11 protein-coding genes and 1 riboswitch are annotated in these 14,425 nt (G+C 72.2%); of the genes, 6 read left to right on the top strand and 5 right to left on the bottom strand.

All coding sequences use genetic code 11. From position 1 onward, the window contains the following. Positions 1-39 precede the first annotated feature (39 nt). Complete coding sequence (gene cobN / locus GCN81_RS20665) at positions 40-3,645, bottom strand: cobaltochelatase subunit CobN (RefSeq protein ID WP_156726095.1); 3,606 nt, start codon at positions 3,643-3,645, stop codon at positions 40-42. Positions 3,646-3,765: 120 nt separating this feature from the next. Next, positions 3,766-3,854, bottom strand: a riboswitch (cobalamin riboswitch). A gap of 141 nt (positions 3,855-3,995) precedes the next feature. Between cobN and GCN81_RS20660 the strand changes: the two genes are divergently transcribed. From GCN81_RS20660 to GCN81_RS20650, 3 genes are read left to right on the top strand one after another with little or no spacing between them, the layout of a single operon-like run. Further along, positions 3,996-5,339 (top strand): nitrite/sulfite reductase, encoded by a 1,344-nt coding sequence (locus GCN81_RS20660; protein ID WP_197287737.1) that lies wholly within the window; start codon positions 3,996-3,998, stop codon positions 5,337-5,339. Next, entirely contained in the window at positions 5,336-5,977 is a 642-nt protein-coding gene (locus tag GCN81_RS20655; RefSeq protein WP_156726093.1) for a precorrin-8X methylmutase, read from the top strand. The genes GCN81_RS20660 and GCN81_RS20655 overlap by 4 nt, the downstream gene beginning before the upstream one ends. 8 nt (positions 5,978-5,985) lie before the next feature. After that, positions 5,986-7,512: a precorrin-2 C(20)-methyltransferase gene (locus GCN81_RS20650; protein ID WP_267904596.1), complete on the top strand. Its 1,527-nt coding sequence runs from the start codon at positions 5,986-5,988 to the stop codon at positions 7,510-7,512. Positions 7,513-7,544: 32 nt separating this feature from the next. On the opposite strand, the gene GCN81_RS20645 is transcribed toward GCN81_RS20650, so the two are convergent. Then, the gene (locus GCN81_RS20645) at positions 7,545-8,312 is read right to left on the bottom strand and encodes a cobalt-precorrin-6A reductase (protein ID WP_156726092.1); all 768 of its coding nucleotides are present in this window, start codon (positions 8,310-8,312) and stop codon (positions 7,545-7,547) included. Between the two features lie 18 nt (positions 8,313-8,330). On the opposite strand from GCN81_RS20645, the gene GCN81_RS20640 reads away from it, so the two are divergent. After that, the gene (locus GCN81_RS20640; protein ID WP_156726091.1) at positions 8,331-9,485 is read left to right on the top strand and encodes a cobalt-precorrin-5B (C(1))-methyltransferase; all 1,155 of its coding nucleotides are present in this window, start codon (positions 8,331-8,333) and stop codon (positions 9,483-9,485) included. Positions 9,486-9,530: 45 nt separating this feature from the next. Here the strand turns inward: GCN81_RS20640 and cobM are convergent, their stop codons facing one another. After that, positions 9,531-10,280 carry a precorrin-4 C(11)-methyltransferase gene (cobM, locus tag GCN81_RS20635; RefSeq protein WP_156726090.1) on the bottom strand — a complete coding sequence of 250 codons (750 nt, stop codon included), beginning with the start codon at positions 10,278-10,280 and terminating at the stop codon, positions 9,531-9,533. Next, positions 10,277-11,572, bottom strand: a complete 1,296-nt coding sequence (gene cbiE / locus GCN81_RS20630) for a precorrin-6y C5,15-methyltransferase (decarboxylating) subunit CbiE (RefSeq protein WP_197287720.1) — start codon at positions 11,570-11,572, stop codon at positions 10,277-10,279. Before cbiE ends, cobM begins: the two co-directional genes overlap by 4 nt. 174 nt (positions 11,573-11,746) lie before the next feature. Between cbiE and GCN81_RS20625 the strand changes: the two genes are divergently transcribed. Next, entirely contained in the window at positions 11,747-12,862 is a 1,116-nt protein-coding gene (locus GCN81_RS20625; protein ID WP_156726088.1) for an amidinotransferase, read from the top strand. 103 nt (positions 12,863-12,965) lie between these two features. Here the strand turns inward: GCN81_RS20625 and GCN81_RS20620 are convergent, their stop codons facing one another. Next, positions 12,966-14,114 carry an alkaline phosphatase PhoX gene (locus GCN81_RS20620; RefSeq protein ID WP_156726087.1) on the bottom strand — a complete coding sequence of 383 codons (1,149 nt, stop codon included), beginning with the start codon at positions 14,112-14,114 and terminating at the stop codon, positions 12,966-12,968. Positions 14,115-14,213: 99 nt separating this feature from the next. On the opposite strand from GCN81_RS20620, the gene GCN81_RS20615 reads away from it, so the two are divergent. Beyond that, positions 14,214-14,381, top strand: coding sequence for a hypothetical protein (locus tag GCN81_RS20615; RefSeq protein ID WP_156726086.1), 168 nt, complete (start codon positions 14,214-14,216; stop codon positions 14,379-14,381). Positions 14,382-14,425: the final 44 nt, after the last annotated feature.

Raw genomic sequence — 14,425 nt, 5'->3', positions numbered from 1 at the left:
CCGTCGGTCACTCGCCCGTCGGTCACTCGCCCGTCGTCGTCACTCGCCCTCGAGGTCCCCCTCCGTCTCCAGGTACACCTGCCGCAGCGCCTCCAGCACCGCCGGGTCCGGCTTCTCCCACATCCCGCGCGACTGCGCCTCCAGCAGCCGCTCGGCGATGCCGTGCAGGGCCCACGGGTTGGCCTGCTGGAGGAAGTCGCGGTTGGTGGGGTCCAGGACGTACGTCTCGGTGAGCTTGTCGTACATCCAGTCGGCGACCACGCCCGTGGTGGCGTCGTAGCCGAAGAGGTAGTCGACGGTGGCGGCGAGTTCGAAGGCGCCCTTGTAGCCGTGGCGGCGCATCGCCTCGATCCACTTGGGGTTGACCACCCGGGCGCGGAAGACGCGGGAGGTCTCCTCGACGAGCGTGCGGGTGCGGACCGTCTCCGGGCGGGTGGAGTCGCCGATGTACGCCTCCGGGGCCGTCCCGCGCAGTGCGCGGACGGTGGCGACCATGCCGCCGTGGTACTGGAAGTAGTCGTCCGAGTCCGCGATGTCGTGCTCGCGGGTGTCCGTGTTCTTCGCGGCGACCGCGATCCGCTGGTACGCCGTCTCCATCTCCTCGCGGGCCGGGCAGCCGTCGAGTTCGCGGCCGTAGGCGTAGCCGCCCCAGACCGTGTAGACCTCGGCGAGGTCGGCGTCGGTGCGCCAGTCGCGGGAGTCGATGAGCTGGAGCAGTCCGGCGCCGTACGTGCCGGGGCGGGAGCCGAAGATACGGGTGGTGGCCCGGCGTTCGTCGCCGTGGACCGCCAGGTCGGCCTGGGTGTGGGCGCGGACGAAATTGACGTCCGCGGGCTCGTCCAGGGACGCGGCCAGCCGTACGGCGTCGTCAAGCAGCCCGATCGTGTGCGGGAAGGCGTCGCGGAAGAAGCCGGAGATGCGCAGCGTGACGTCGACGCGGGGGCGCCCCAACTCCTCGTACGGGATGGGCTCCAGGCCCGTGACGCGGCGCGAGGCGTCGTCCCAGACCGGGCGGATGCCGAGCAGGGCCAGGGCTTCGGCCACATCGTCGCCCGCCGTGCGCATCGCGCTTGTCCCCCACAGCGAGAGGCCGACCGAGGTGGGCCAGTCGCCGTTGTCGGTGCGGTAGCGCTCCAGGAGGGAGTCGGCGAGTGCCTGGCCGGTCTCCCACGCGAGGCGGGACGGGACCGCCTTGGGGTCGACGGAGTAGAAGTTGCGGCCCGTCGGAAGGACGTTGACCAGGCCGCGCAGCGGGGATCCTGAGGGGCCTGCCGGGACGAAGCCGCCGTTCAGGGCGTGGACCGCGTGGCCCAGTTCCGCCGTGGTCCCGGCGAGCCGCGGAACGACCTCGCGAGCGGCGAACTCCAGGATGGCGGCGACCTGTTCGCCCTGGTCGGTGGGGACGGCCGCCAGGTCCCAGCCCGCGTCGTCCATCGCCTGGACGAGCGCGCGGGCCTGTGCCTCGGTGGCATCGGCGGCCGTACGGCCCGGTGCCGACTCGTCCAGACCCAGGGCCTCGCGCAGGCCGGGAAGTGCCGAGGAGCCGCCCCAGATCTGGCGGGCGCGCAGGATGGCGAGGACCAGGTTGACCCGGTCGGCGCCGGCCGGCGGATTGCCGAGTACGTGCAGACCATCGCGGATCTGGGCGTCCTTGACCTCGCACAGCCAGCCGTCGACGTGCAGCAGGAAGTCGTCGAAGCCGTCGTCGTCCGGGCGGTCGGCGAGGCCCAGGTCGTGGTCCAGCTTCGCGGCCTGGATGAGGGTCCAGATCTGGGCGCGGATCGCCGGGAGTTTCGCCGGGTCCATGGAGGAGATCTGGGCGTATTCGTCGAGGAGTTGCTCCAGGCGCGCGATGTCGCCGTACGACTCGGCGCGGGCCATCGGCGGGACCAGGTGGTCGATCAGCGTGGCGTGCACGCGGCGCTTGGCCTGGGTGCCCTCGCCCGGGTCGTTGACCAGGAAGGGGTAGATCAGCGGCAGGTCACCGAGCGCGGCGTCGGGGCCGCAGGCGGCGGACAGGCCCGCGTTCTTGCCGGGCAGCCACTCCAGGTTGCCGTGCTTGCCGAGGTGGATCATCGCGTCGGCACCGAAGCCGCCGTCGTCGGCGGAGGCCGCGATCCAGCGGTAGGCGGCCAGGTAGTGGTGCGAGGGCGGCAGGTCGGGGTCGTGGTAGATGGCGATGGGGTTCTCGCCGAAGCCGCGCGGGGGCTGGATCAGGATGAGCAGATTGCCGCGGCGCAGGGCGGCGAGGACGATGTCGCCCTCCGGGTTGCGGCTGCGGTCGACGAACATCTCGCCCGGTGCCGGGCCCCAGTGCTCCTCGACGGCGGAGCGCAGTTCCGCGGGCAGTGTGTCGTACCAGCGGCGGTAGTCCGCGGCCGGGATACGGACCGGGTTGCGGGCCAGCTGCTCGTCGGTGAGCCAGTTCTGGTCGTGGCCACCCGCCTCGATCAGCGCCCGGATCAGCTCGTCGCCGTCACCGGACGCGAGGCCCGGGATGTCCTCGGCCGGGCCGAAATCGTAGCCCTCGTCGAGGAGTCGGCGCAGCAGCGCCACCGCGCTGGCGGGGGTGTCCAGGCCGACCGCGTTACCGATCCGGGAGTGCTTGGTCGGGTACGCGGACAGGACCAGGGCGAGGCGCTTGCTGGCGGCCGGGATGTGCTTGAGGCGTGCGTGGCGTACGGCGATTCCGGCGACGCGGGCGGCGCGCTCGGGGTCGGCCACGTACGCGGGAAGGCCGTCGGCGTCGATCTCCTTAAAGGAGAACGGCACGGTGATCAGGCGGCCGTCGAACTCGGGTACGGCGATCTGGCTGGCGGCGTCCAGCGGCGAGACGCCCTCGTCGCTCTCCTCCCAGGCGGTCCGCGAGCCGGTGAGGCACAGGGCCTGGAGGATCGGGACGTCCAGGCCGGTGAGGGCGCCCGCGTCCCAGGACTCGTCGTCGCCGCCCGCGGATGCCTCGGCGGGCTTGGTGCCGCCCGCCGCGAGGACGGTGGTCACGATGGCGTCGGCGGCCCGCAGTGCGTCGATCAGCTCCGGCTCGGGGGCGCGGAGGGACGCCACGTACAGCGGAAGGGGCCGTCCGCCCGCGTCCTCGATGGCGTCGCACAGCGAGCTGATGAAGGCGGTGTTGCCGCTCATGTGGTGGGCGCGGTAGTAGAGCACGGCGACCGTCGGGCCTGTGACGTCCCGTGCCTCATCCGCCTCCCGTGCCTCGCGGTCCAGTGGGCCCCAGGTGGGGGCGGGCGCGGGCGGGTCGAAGCCGTGGCCGGTGAGCAGCACGGTGTCGGAGAGGAAGCGGGCGAGCTGTTCGAGGTTGCCGGGGCCGCCGTGCGCGAGGTAGGCGTGCGCCTCGGCCGCGATGCCGATCGGGACCGTGGAGGCGGCCATCAGCTGGGCGTCGGGGGCCTGTTCACCGGTGAGCACGACAACCGGCAGACCGCTCGCGGTGAGCTGGTCGAGGCCGTCCTGCCAGGCACGGACCCCGCCCAGGAGGCGTACGACGACCAGGTCGACGCCGTCGAGCAGGGCCGGGAGGTCGTCGAGCGCGAGCCGGGAGGGGTTGGCGAAGCGATAGGTCACCGGGCCGGTCGCGGCGCGCGCGCTGAGCAGGTCGGTGTCGGACGTCGACAGGAGCAGGAGCATGCGGCGGCGGCCTTCCTCGGGGTGTCCGCGCCCCGGGGTTGTGTCGGAATGGGGTTTCCCCTGCTCTGGCGACTCCGCGCGAATCGGTCGAATCGAGCGAAGTCAAGAGCGTGGGGAAGGGAGTTCCTGGCTCACCCGGCCACCGTCCTGACGGACTGAGGCCGAGCTCACAGTGGCGGGACCGCGCCGGATTCACACCGGGCTTCCTCCCCTGTCGCCGTGGTGGCGTTGGCGGACCGCGTGATCCACCGAGGGTCATAGTAAGGGCGAGGGGAAGCGCTGGGGGGCGAGGGGAGGCGACGGGAAGCTATGGCCCAAGCGCGGAGCTTACGGTTCGTGTGATGGTCGGTATGCTCGCCGCCATGCCCACCGCCCCCGCAGGTTCTCCGCGCCCTGACGCGATGCGTCCACGGCAGCGCGACGACGCCTGTCCAGGAGCTTTGCGTCTGCATAGCGCGGACGATGGCGCGCTCGCCCGTGTCCGGATTCCGGGCGGTGTGCTGACGGCGCGGCAGGCGCTGGCCCTGGGGGACGCGGCCAGGCGGCTCGGCGACGGAGACCTCCACCTCACCTCGCGCGGCAACGTGCAGTTGCGCGGGCTGGACAGCGGGGATGGCCTGGAGCTGGCCGAGTTGCTTGACGCGGCGGGACTGCTGCCGTCCCGCGCCCACGAGCGGGTGCGCAACATCGTCGCCTCGCCGCTCTCCGGGCTCGACGGACAGGGGCTTGTGGACGTACGGCTGTGGCTGCACGCCCTGGACGCGATGCTGTGCGAGAGCGAAGCTGCGATCGCGTTGTCGGGCCGTTTCCTGTTCGCCATCGACGACGGGCGGGGGGATGTGGCGGCGCTCGGCGCCGACATCGCCCTGCGGGCGGCGGGAGGTGAGTGCGCGTGGGTATCGATCGGTTCGGAGACGCTTACCGTCGCTACGGAGGATGCTCCCCGGGCCGCGCTGCTGGCCGCCGAGGCGTTCGTCACAGCGAGCGCGGCGGGCGAGGCGGGCGAGGCGAGTCAGGGACGCGCCTGGCGGATGGGGGAGCTGCCCGGCGGTCCCGAGGAGTTGGCGCGCGAGGTCGTACGACGGCTGCCTACGGCCGCGCGATCCGCCGAGGCTCCGCGCGGTACGGGGGTCCTGGGTCCCGCCGCTGCTCCGGGTCCCGCTGCTCCCGGTCCCGCGCCGGGCGTCATCACCGGTCCCGGCGGCAGGCGGTCGCTGTCCGTACTGGCCCCCCTGGGCAAGCTCACCGGTGAACAGTGGGATGCCCTCACCCAGCACGGCGGCGAGCTGCGGCTGACTCCTTGGCGGGGCATCGTCCTGCCGGACGTGGCCGCCCATGGGGTGCCCGCTCTGGAAGCCCTGGAAGCTCTGGAGGCTGTGGGCCTGGTCACCGACCCAGCCTCACCCTGGGTTGGTGCGGGTGCCTGCGTCGGTCGTCCCGGCTGTGCCAAGTCCCTGGCGGATGTCCGTACGGACGCGGCGGCGGCCCTCGACAGCGAAGGCGCCGGTACGAACCCGCTGCCCGTGTACTGGTCGGGCTGCGAACGCCGCTGCGGCCGACCGCGCGGCGACCACGTCGACGTGGTCGCCCGCACGGACGGCTACCGGGTCACCGTCGTACGGGACGGATATCCCCGTACCACCGATGCCGCCGCCAGCGTGGCGGCGGCACGCACCACGAACGTCAACGGATGAGCGAGAGCACAGTGTTCGACTACGAGAAGGACGGCGCGGCCATCTACCGCCAGTCCTTTGCCACCATCCGCGCGGAGGCGGACCTCGCGGCCCTGCCCGCTGACGTCAGCCAGGTCGCGGTCCGGATGATCCACGCCTGCGGCATGGTCGACCTCGTACGCGACCTCGGCCACACCCCGGACGTGGTGGCCCGCGCCCGCGAGGCCCTGCGTGCGGGCGCGCCCATCCTCTGCGACGTGCAGATGGTGGCCAGCGGCGTGACCCGCAAGCGGCTGCCCGCCGACAACGACGTGCTGTGCACGCTCTCCGACCCGTCGGTCCCGGCACTCGCCGCGAAGATGGGCACCACGCGCACCGCCGCCGCCCTGGAGCTGTGGCGGGACCGCCTGGAGGGTGCCGTGGTCGCCGTCGGCAACGCGCCCACCGCGCTCTTCCGTCTGCTGGAGATGATCGAGGAAGGCGCGCCCCGTCCGGCCGCCGTCATCGGTGTGCCGGTTGGCTTCGTCGGCGCCGCCGAGTCCAAGGACGCCCTGGCCGCACACCCGTCGGGCCTGGAGCACCTGGTGGTACGCGGCCGTCTCGGCGGCAGCGCCATCGCCGCCGCCGCGCTCAACGCGATCGCGAGTGAAGAAGAGTGAGCGACAACGTGAGCGACAAGGTGAGTGGCAACGTGAGCGCCGACGCGAGCGGCAAGCTGTACGGCGTCGGGCTCGGCCCCGGTGACCCGTCCCTGATGACCGTCCGGGCCGTCGAGGTCATCGCCGAAGCGGACGTGATCGCGTACCACAGCGCCCGGCACGGCCGGTCCATCGCCCGCTCGATCGCGGCGAAGCACCTGCGCGCCGACCACGTCGAAGAGCGCCTGGTCTACCCGGTGACGACGGAGACCACGGACCACCCCGGCGGCTACAAGGGCGCCATGGAGGAGTTCTACGCCGAGGCGTCGGCCCGGCTCGCCGTACACCTGGACGCGGGCCGGACGGTCGCGGTGCTCGCGGAAGGCGACCCGCTCTTCTACGGCTCCTACATGCACATGCACAAGCGACTGGCCGACCGGTACGACACCGAGGTGATCCCCGGAGTCACCTCCGTGTCCGCCGCGGCGGCCCGCCTTGGCACCCCGCTGGCTGAGGGCGAGGAGATCCTCACCATCCTGCCGGGCACGCTGCCCGAGGACGAGCTGACCGCGCGCCTCGCCGCGACGGACACGGCCGTGGTGATGAAGCTGGGGCGTACGTTCCCCAAGGTGCGCCGTGCGATGGAGGGTTCGGGGCGGCTGGGCGAGGCCCGGTATGTCGAGCGGGCCACCATGGACGGGGAGCGGGTCGCCGAGTTCGCTGACGTGGACGCGGAGTCGGTGCCGTACTTCTCGGTGGGTGTGCTGCCGAGCCGGGTCGACGTCGAGCGGCCCGCGACGCGGGAGCGGGGTGAGGTCGTGGTGGTCGGGACCGGCCCGGCTGGTCCGCTGTGGCTGACGCCCGAGACGCGGGGTGCCATCGCCGCCGCCGACGACCTCGTCGGCTACACCACGTATCTGGACCGGGTGCCGGTACGGCCCGGTCAGGTCCGGCACGGCTCGGACAACAAGGTGGAGTCGGAACGCGCCGAGTTCGCGCTCGACCTCGCCCGGCGCGGGCGGCGGGTCGCGGTGGTCTCCGGCGGCGATCCGGGGATCTTCGCGATGGCCACGGCCGTGCTGGAGGTCGCCGCCCAGCCGGAGTACCTGGACGTCCCGGTGCGGGTGCTGCCGGGCGTGACCGCCGCCAACGCGGCCGCCGCCCGCGCGGGCGCCCCGCTCGGGCACGACTACGCCACGGTCTCCCTGTCCGACCGGCTCAAGCCATGGGAGGTCATCGCCGAGCGGCTGCGCGCCGCCGCCTCGGCGGACTTGGTGCTGGCGCTCTACAACCCCGGTTCCCAGAGCCGTACCTGGCAGGTGGGCAAGACCCGCGAACTTCTGCTGGAGCACCGGGCGCCGGACACGCCGGTGGTGGTCGCGCGGGACGTGGGCGGCTCCGGCGAGCGGGTCCGGATCGTACGGCTGGCCGACCTGGACCCGGCCGAGGTCGACATGCGTACGGTGCTGCTGGTCGGCTCCTCACAGACGCGGGTCGTACGGCGCGGGGACGGCGAGGAGATCGTCTGGACACCCCGCCGCTACCCGGAGGCCTGAACCGTCGCGGCGCCGCACTCGAAGACGCGCTCTCAGGCGGCGCCGCCCTGGTCCAGGCGTTCCTGGAGCCAGCGCAGCGCCTCCGTGGGGTCGGCGGCGACGGGCACGCCCTCCGGGACGGGCGGCCTGCGGACCACGACCACGGGCAGCCCGGCCTCGCGCGCGGCCGTGAGCTTCGGCGCCGTGGCCGCTCCCCCGCTGTCCTTCGTCACCACGACGTCGACGCGGTGGCGGCGCAGCAGCTCGCGCTCCCCGTCGAGGGTGAAGGGGCCGCGGTCGAGCAGCACCTCCATCCGGGGCGGGTGCGGGGGTTCGGGCGCGTCGACCGACCGTACGAGGAACCACAGGTCGTCCGCCGCGGGGTGCGCGAACGCGGCCAGGCCCATCCGCCCGGTGGTGAGGAACACCCGGCTGCCCAGCGTGGGCAGCAGCTCCGCGGCCTCCGCCAGCGAGCCGACCTCGTGCCACCGGTCGCCCGCACCGGGGACCCAGCCGGGTCGCCGCAATGCGAGCAGGGGAACATGGGTGGCGGCGGCGGCCCGCGCCGCGTGGAAACTGATGGTCCCGGCGAAAGGGTGGGTGGCGTCGATGAGCACGTCCACCTCGTGCTCGCGCAGCCAGGCCGCCATCCCGTCGGCCCCGCCGAAGCCACCGACGCGCACCTCGCCCGGTGGCAGTCGGGGGCTGGCGACCCGCCCGGCGAGTGAACTGGTCAGTTTCAGGCCACCGTCGCTCGCGGAGTGCAGCAGCTCGGCCAGTTGGCGGGCTTCCGTCGTTCCGCCCAGTATCAGTACGTGCATGAAAGCCCGGGTCCGTTCATGAGTGGTGAGGCACACAGCGGTGGTGAGGCGCAGGGTGTCCCCGAGGCGCAGGGTGGACGTGCCGCCCAACTCAAGCACACCGGTCTGCGCCCCGGCTGGACGACCGGCGCCTGCGCGACCGCGGCCACGACAGCCGCGTACACCGCCCTGCTGACCGGCGACTTTCCCGACCCGGTGACCATCACCCTGCCCAAGGGGCACACGCCGTCGTTCGCGCTGGCCGCCGAGGAGCTGGCCGACGGGCACGCGATGGCGGGGATCGTCAAGGACGCGGGTGACGACCCGGACGTCACCCACGGCGCGCTGGTCCGGGCCACGGTGCGGCGGCTGCCGGCCGGAGCCGGAGTGGTCTTCCAGGCCGGTCCCGGCGTGGGCACCATCACGCGCCCGGGCCTGCCCCTGCCGGTGGGCGAGCCCGCCGTCAACCCGGTCCCCCGCCAGCTGATGCGCGACCACGTCGCCGAGGTCGCCGCCCGGCACGGCGGCACCGGCGACGTCGAGATCACCGTCTCCGTCGACCATGGCGAGGAGATCGCCCGCTCCACCTGGAACCCGCGCCTGGGCATCCTCGGCGGCCTCTCCATCCTGGGCACCACCGGGATCGTGGTGCCGTACTCGTGCTCGGCGTGGATCGACTCGATCCGGCGCGGCGTGGACGTGGCCCGCGCGGCCGGGCGCTCGCATGTCGCCGGGTGCACCGGCTCGACGTCCGAGAAGACGGTCGTCGCCGAGTACGCGCTCCCCGAGGACGCCCTGCTGGACATGGGCGATTTCGCGGGCGCGGTACTCAAGTACATCAGCCGCCACCCGGTGGACCGGCTGACGATCTGCGGCGGCTTCGCCAAGCTCTCCAAGCTGGCCGCGGGCCACCTCGACCTGCACTCCGGCCGCTCCCAGGTCGACAAGGGCTTCCTCGCCGAGCTGGCCCGGCGCGGCGGCGCGGACGACGCACTGGCCACGGAGGTGGCGGGCGCCAACACCGGACTCGCCGCGCTCCAGCTGTGCCTGGCGGCCGGGGTGCCGCTCGGCGACCTCGTGGCGGCGGCGGCCCGCGACGAGGCCCTCGCCGTGCTGCGCGGGGCGCCGGTCGCGGTCGACGTGATCTGCGTCGACCGGGCGGGCACGGTGGTGGGCCGCAGCGCGGTGGCGTAACGACCGCGCCGCTGTCCACCTGACTACCTGACTACCTGTCTGCCGTCAGCAGACGTGCCGATCCCGCTCAGGCGAGTACAGGTGGCTGTCCCCGAACTGCTCCGCCCCCAGCGTCCGCCCGACCATGATCACGGCGGTCCGCAGGATGCCCGCCTCCTTCACCTTCCCGGCGATCTCGTCGAGCGTGCCGCGGAGGATCAGCTCGTCGGGGCGGGAGGCGTAGGCGACGACGGCGGTGGGGCAGTCGGCGCCGTAGTGCGGGAGCAGTTCATCGACTACGCGATCCACGTACTGGACGGCGAGGTGCAACACGATCAGGGCGCCGCTCCGGCCGAGTGTGGCCAGGTCCTCACCCTCGGGCATGGCGGTGGCGCGCTGGGCGACGCGGGTGAGGATCACCGTCTGGCCGACGGTCGGCACGGTCAGTTCCCGCTTCAGGGCGGCGGCCGCGGCGGCGAAGGCGGGCACGCCGGGGACGACCTCGTAGGGCACGCCCTCGGCGTCCAGCCGCCGCATCTGCTCGGCGACCGCGCTGAACACGGACGGGTCGCCGGAGTGCAGCCGGGCCACGTCATGGCCCTCCTGGTGGGCGCGGAGCAACTCGGCGGTGATCTCGTCCAGGTTGAGCTGGGCGGTGTCCACCAGGCGGGCGCCTTGCGGGCATTCGGCCAGCAGTTCGCGCGGGACCAGGCTGCCCGCGTACAGGCAGACCTGGCAGGCGGCGAGCGTACGGGCGCCGCGCACCGTAATCAGGTCGGCGGCGCCGGGGCCAGCGCCGATGAAGTACACGGTCATCTGTTGTCCGCTCCTGGAAGGGGGTTGAGGGTCTTCTGGACGGCCCACTGGGTCACCGGCATCGCCTGCCGCCAGCCGGTGAACCCGCCGACGGGCACGGCGTGCGCCACCGCCAGTCGCACCAACTCGCCGCCATGGCGCCGGTAGGCGTCGGCGAGCAGCGCCTCGGACTCCAGCGTCACGGTGTTGGCGACCAGCCGACCGCCGACGGGCAGCGCGTCCCAGCACGCGTCGAGCAGACCGGGCGCGGTGAGCCCTCCGCCGACGAACACGGCGTCGGGGGACGGGAGTCCGGCCAGGACAGCGGGCGCGGCCGCACCGACGACACGTAGGGACGGCACGCCCAGCCGGTCGGCGTTACGCGTGATGCGCTCGGCCCGTACCGGATCGCGCTCGACGGTGACCGCCCGGCACGAGGGGTGCGCCCGCATCCACTCGATCGCGATCGACCCGGACCCACCGCCGACGTCCCACAGCAGCTCGCCCGGCGCGGGCGCGAGCGCGGCCAGGGTGGCGGCACGGATGTGCCGCTTGGTGAGCTGCCCGTCGTGTTCGTACGCGTCGTCCGGGAGTCCGGGCACGCCACCGAGCCGCAGCGCGTCCGGAGCCCGCCGGCACTCGACGGCGACGATATTGAGGGGATCACCGGGTGCCTGCGCCGCGGACCAGCCGTCAGCGGAGACCTCCCCCGTCATATGTTCCCGGGGTCCGCCGAGCTGCTCCATGACCCGCATCCGGCTCGGCCCGAAGCCACGCTCCCGCAGCAGCCCGGCGACCTCGCCAGGAGTACGGGCGTCCGCGCTGAGCACCAGCAGCCGCCGCCCGTCGTGCAGCGCCGCGGCGAGGCGGGCGGTGGGCCTGCCGACGAGCGTGACGACCTCGACGTCCTCCAGCGGCCATCCGGCGCGGGCCGCGGCATAGGAGACCGATGAGGGGTGCGGCAGCACCCGCGGGGCGTCGCCGAGCTCCTCGACGAGGGCGCGTCCGATGCCGTAGAACATCGGATCACCGCTGGCCAGCACGGCGACCCGGCGCCCCTCGTGCGCGGTGAGCAGCCCGGGAACGGCGGGACGCAACGGCGACGGCCAGACGACCCGCTCCCCCGCGCATTCCGGGGGCAGCAGAGCGAGTTGCCGTGCTCCTCCGATCAGCACCTCCGCGTCGCGCAGGGCGGCACGGGACGTGTCCGGGATGCCCTCCCACCCGTCGGCTCCGATCCCGACGACGGTCACGGCGGAGGACGGTCCTGACGGTCCTGGTCGTGCGGGGATCACTGCGCGGTACCTCGGCATTCGGGGGGCGACAGGCCCGCACTCTACTGACCCGCCGACTCTACTGGCCCGCCGCCCGCATCCCTGTGCCGGGTGTCGGGGTGGCTGGCGGGTGGGGTGGCTGGCGGCTCTGGGGGGACTACGCTAAAAAGGGCTTGTTGGGTTACCGATTGCCGCGAGCGAAGGTGGCCGCGCATGACAGTAGTGCAGAGGCCCGATGCCGTGGAACCTCTCGTTTCGCCGGTCAGTTCACACAACGAGTGGGACCCGCTGGAGGAGGTCATCGTCGGGCGTCTCGATGACGCGACGATTCCGTCCAGCCATCCGGTGGTGTCCTGCAATATCCCGCCATGGGCGGCGCGGTTGCTGGGGCTCGCCGCAGGTCGCAAGTATCCGCGCGTGCTGATCGAACGGGCGCAGCGGGAGCTCGACGCGTTCATCGAGCTGCTGGAGTCACTCGGCGTCGTCGTGACCCGGCCGGACGCGGTCGACCACAGTCAGTCGTTCAGCACTCCCGACTGGACGTCGCGCGGTTTCTGCAACACCTGTCCCCGGGACAGCATGCTGGTGATCGGTGACGAGATCATCGAGACCCCGATGGCGTGGCCGTGCCGATATTTCGAGACCCACTCGTATCGCCCGATCCTCAAGGACTACTTCCGGCGGGGGGCGCGCTGGACGGCGGCGCCGAGGCCGCAGCTCACCGACGCGTTGTTCGAGCCGGATTACCGTAGTCCGACCGCCGACGAGCCCATGCGCTATATCCTCACCGAGTTCGAGCCGGTGTTCGACGCGGCGGATTTCGTACGTGCGGGGCGCGATCTGTTCGTTACGCGAAGCAATGTCACCAACGGCATGGGCATCGAATGGCTGCGCCGCCATCTCGGCGATGGCTATCGCATCCACGAGGTCGAGAGCCAGTGCCGCGCGCCGATGCACATCGATACGACGTTTCTCTTGCTCGCGCCGGGCAAGGTGCTGGTCAATCCCGAGTACATCGACGTCGACCGGCTGCCCGACGTGCTGAGCTCCTGGGACGTGCTGATCGCCCCCGAGCCGAATCCGATCGACGAGCGCCTGCTCAGGGTCACCTCGATGTGCGGCAAATGGCTCAGCATGAACATTCTCATGATCGACGAGAAGCGGGTGATCGCGGAGCGGCATCACACCGAGATGCTGCGCGCGCTCGAACGGTGGGGGTTCGAGCCGATTCCCTGCGATCTGCTGCATTACGCGCCGTTCGGTGGCTCCTTCCACTGCGCGACGCTCGATATTCGACGCCGCGGCACACTCGAATCGTATTTCCCCTAATCCCTTAGCCCCCTAGCCGCTTAGCCTCTTAGCCTCTTATCCCCTTGATCCGTTACGGGGTGGAGCCCCGCCGCGCACCGCGGCGGAGCTTGCCCGCGAGAGGTCAGAGTGAGGTGCGGAAGGGGCCCGTCACCTCGTAGGTGATGCCGCCGCTGCTGGAACCGGAGGTGCCGCGCTGGGAGGAGAAGTAGAGGCGGTCGCCCGCCGGGTTGAAGGCCGGGCCGCAGATCTCGGAGGAGGACTGACCGGTGATGCGGAGGAAGGGGGCGACCACGTCGTCGGGCGTGATGACGCAGATCTCCATGTTGCCGCCGTCCTCGGCGACGTACAGGTCACCGACGCTCGCGCCGGTGATGTTGTCGACGCCGGTCAGGGGCGCACCGCTGACGTTGTCGTCGTACACGACGGCGAGGGTGTTGGCGGCGGCGTCGTAGGCCCACACCCGGTTGTCCCCCTTCGTGGTGAAGTAGCAGATGTCGGCGCGGTAGTGGCAGCCCTCGCCACCGTTGAACTTCTTGGCGCCTGAGACCTGTTTACGGGTGGTGGTGGGGTGGCCGTCGGGGTCGGGGACGTTGGCCCAGGAGAGGACGCCTGATATCTCTCTCAGCACCTGGAGGGTGCCCGACGACAGGTCGCCCCAGGTGTCCGGCACGAACCGGTAGAAGCAGCCGTCGCTCTTGTCCTCGGTCAGGTAGATGACCTCGCGCACCGGGTCGGCGGCGGCGGCCTCGTGGTTGAAGCGGCCCATCGCGGTCCGTCGGACGGCGGGGTTCACGCCCCACGGGTCGGTCTCGTACACGTATCCCTTGTCGACCTCCTCGCAGGACAGCCAGGTGTTCCACGGGGTGGCGCCGCCCGCGCAGTTGCGGTGGGTGCCGGACAGGATGCTGTACGCGCCGGTTATCGAGCCGCCGCTGTTGAACCGCACCGCGCTGACGCCACCCGCACCACTGCTCATCTCGGCGTTGGAGACGTAGATCCACCCCGAGCCGTCCGCGAAGCAGGCGCCGCCGTCGGGGGCCCGGTGCCAGACGTGGCTGGTGCCGGGCACCGTCTGCGTGGAGCGGGCGATCACCCGGCTGGTGAAGCCGGACGGGAGCATGATGCCGTTGGCGTCGGCCGACTGCAGAGAACCGTACGGGCTCGGTCCTGGCAGGGCGGGATAGGCGGCGGCCTGCCGCCACAGGGAGCCGGAGAAGGCGGCGGCTCCGGCGCCGAGGACAGCGCCACGGAGAAGCGTACGGCGTTCCATGTCTACTCCTTGGTCGATTTTTTCGATGATGAGGAGCGCTGGACACCGTGGAGAGTAGGACCAGCCATGTGCCGTGGATAAGGCCCTGTCGCGTGAACGATGGGCGACCAACAGTGGGTCCGGACGCATGGCGTCGACGTCGAGGGTCTGGTCGCCGCACTCGATGAACCGCCGCCGTCCGCGCTCACCAAGGCCAGCCCCCACCTCCCCGACGAAGCCGGACGCCCCCTCCACGCGGCGCCACTGGAGGAGCGCCGCCTCCGCTGAGAGGGTTCTGACGTGCGCGGGGTCGCTCGCAGGGGCACGCTGGC

Source organism: Streptomyces apocyni (assembly GCF_009739465.1).
Classification (GTDB): Bacteria; Actinomycetota; Actinomycetes; order Streptomycetales; family Streptomycetaceae; genus Streptomyces; species Streptomyces apocyni.
This window is presented reverse-complemented; position numbering and strand designations above follow the sequence as displayed.

Excerpts from the sequence above, each read along its gene's own strand:
- cobN (WP_156726095.1), bottom strand. The coding sequence starts at position 3,645 with ATGCTCCTGCTCCTGTCGACGTCCGACACCGACCTGCTCAGCGCGCGC.
- GCN81_RS20660 (WP_197287737.1), top strand. The coding sequence starts at position 3,996 with ATGCTCGCCGCCATGCCCACCGCCCCCGCAGGTTCTCCGCGCCCTGAC.
- GCN81_RS20655 (WP_156726093.1), top strand. The coding sequence starts at position 5,336 with ATGAGCGAGAGCACAGTGTTCGACTACGAGAAGGACGGCGCGGCCATC.
- GCN81_RS20645 (WP_156726092.1), bottom strand. The coding sequence starts at position 8,312 with ATGCACGTACTGATACTGGGCGGAACGACGGAAGCCCGCCAACTGGCC.
- GCN81_RS20640 (WP_156726091.1), top strand. The coding sequence starts at position 8,331 with ATGAGTGGTGAGGCACACAGCGGTGGTGAGGCGCAGGGTGTCCCCGAG.
- cobM (WP_156726090.1), bottom strand. The coding sequence starts at position 10,280 with ATGACCGTGTACTTCATCGGCGCTGGCCCCGGCGCCGCCGACCTGATT.
- cbiE (WP_197287720.1), bottom strand. The coding sequence starts at position 11,572 with ATGCCGAGGTACCGCGCAGTGATCCCCGCACGACCAGGACCGTCAGGA.
- GCN81_RS20625 (WP_156726088.1), top strand. The coding sequence starts at position 11,747 with ATGACAGTAGTGCAGAGGCCCGATGCCGTGGAACCTCTCGTTTCGCCG.
- GCN81_RS20620 (WP_156726087.1), bottom strand. The coding sequence starts at position 14,114 with ATGGAACGCCGTACGCTTCTCCGTGGCGCTGTCCTCGGCGCCGGAGCC.
- GCN81_RS20615 (WP_156726086.1), top strand. The coding sequence starts at position 14,214 with ATGGGCGACCAACAGTGGGTCCGGACGCATGGCGTCGACGTCGAGGGT.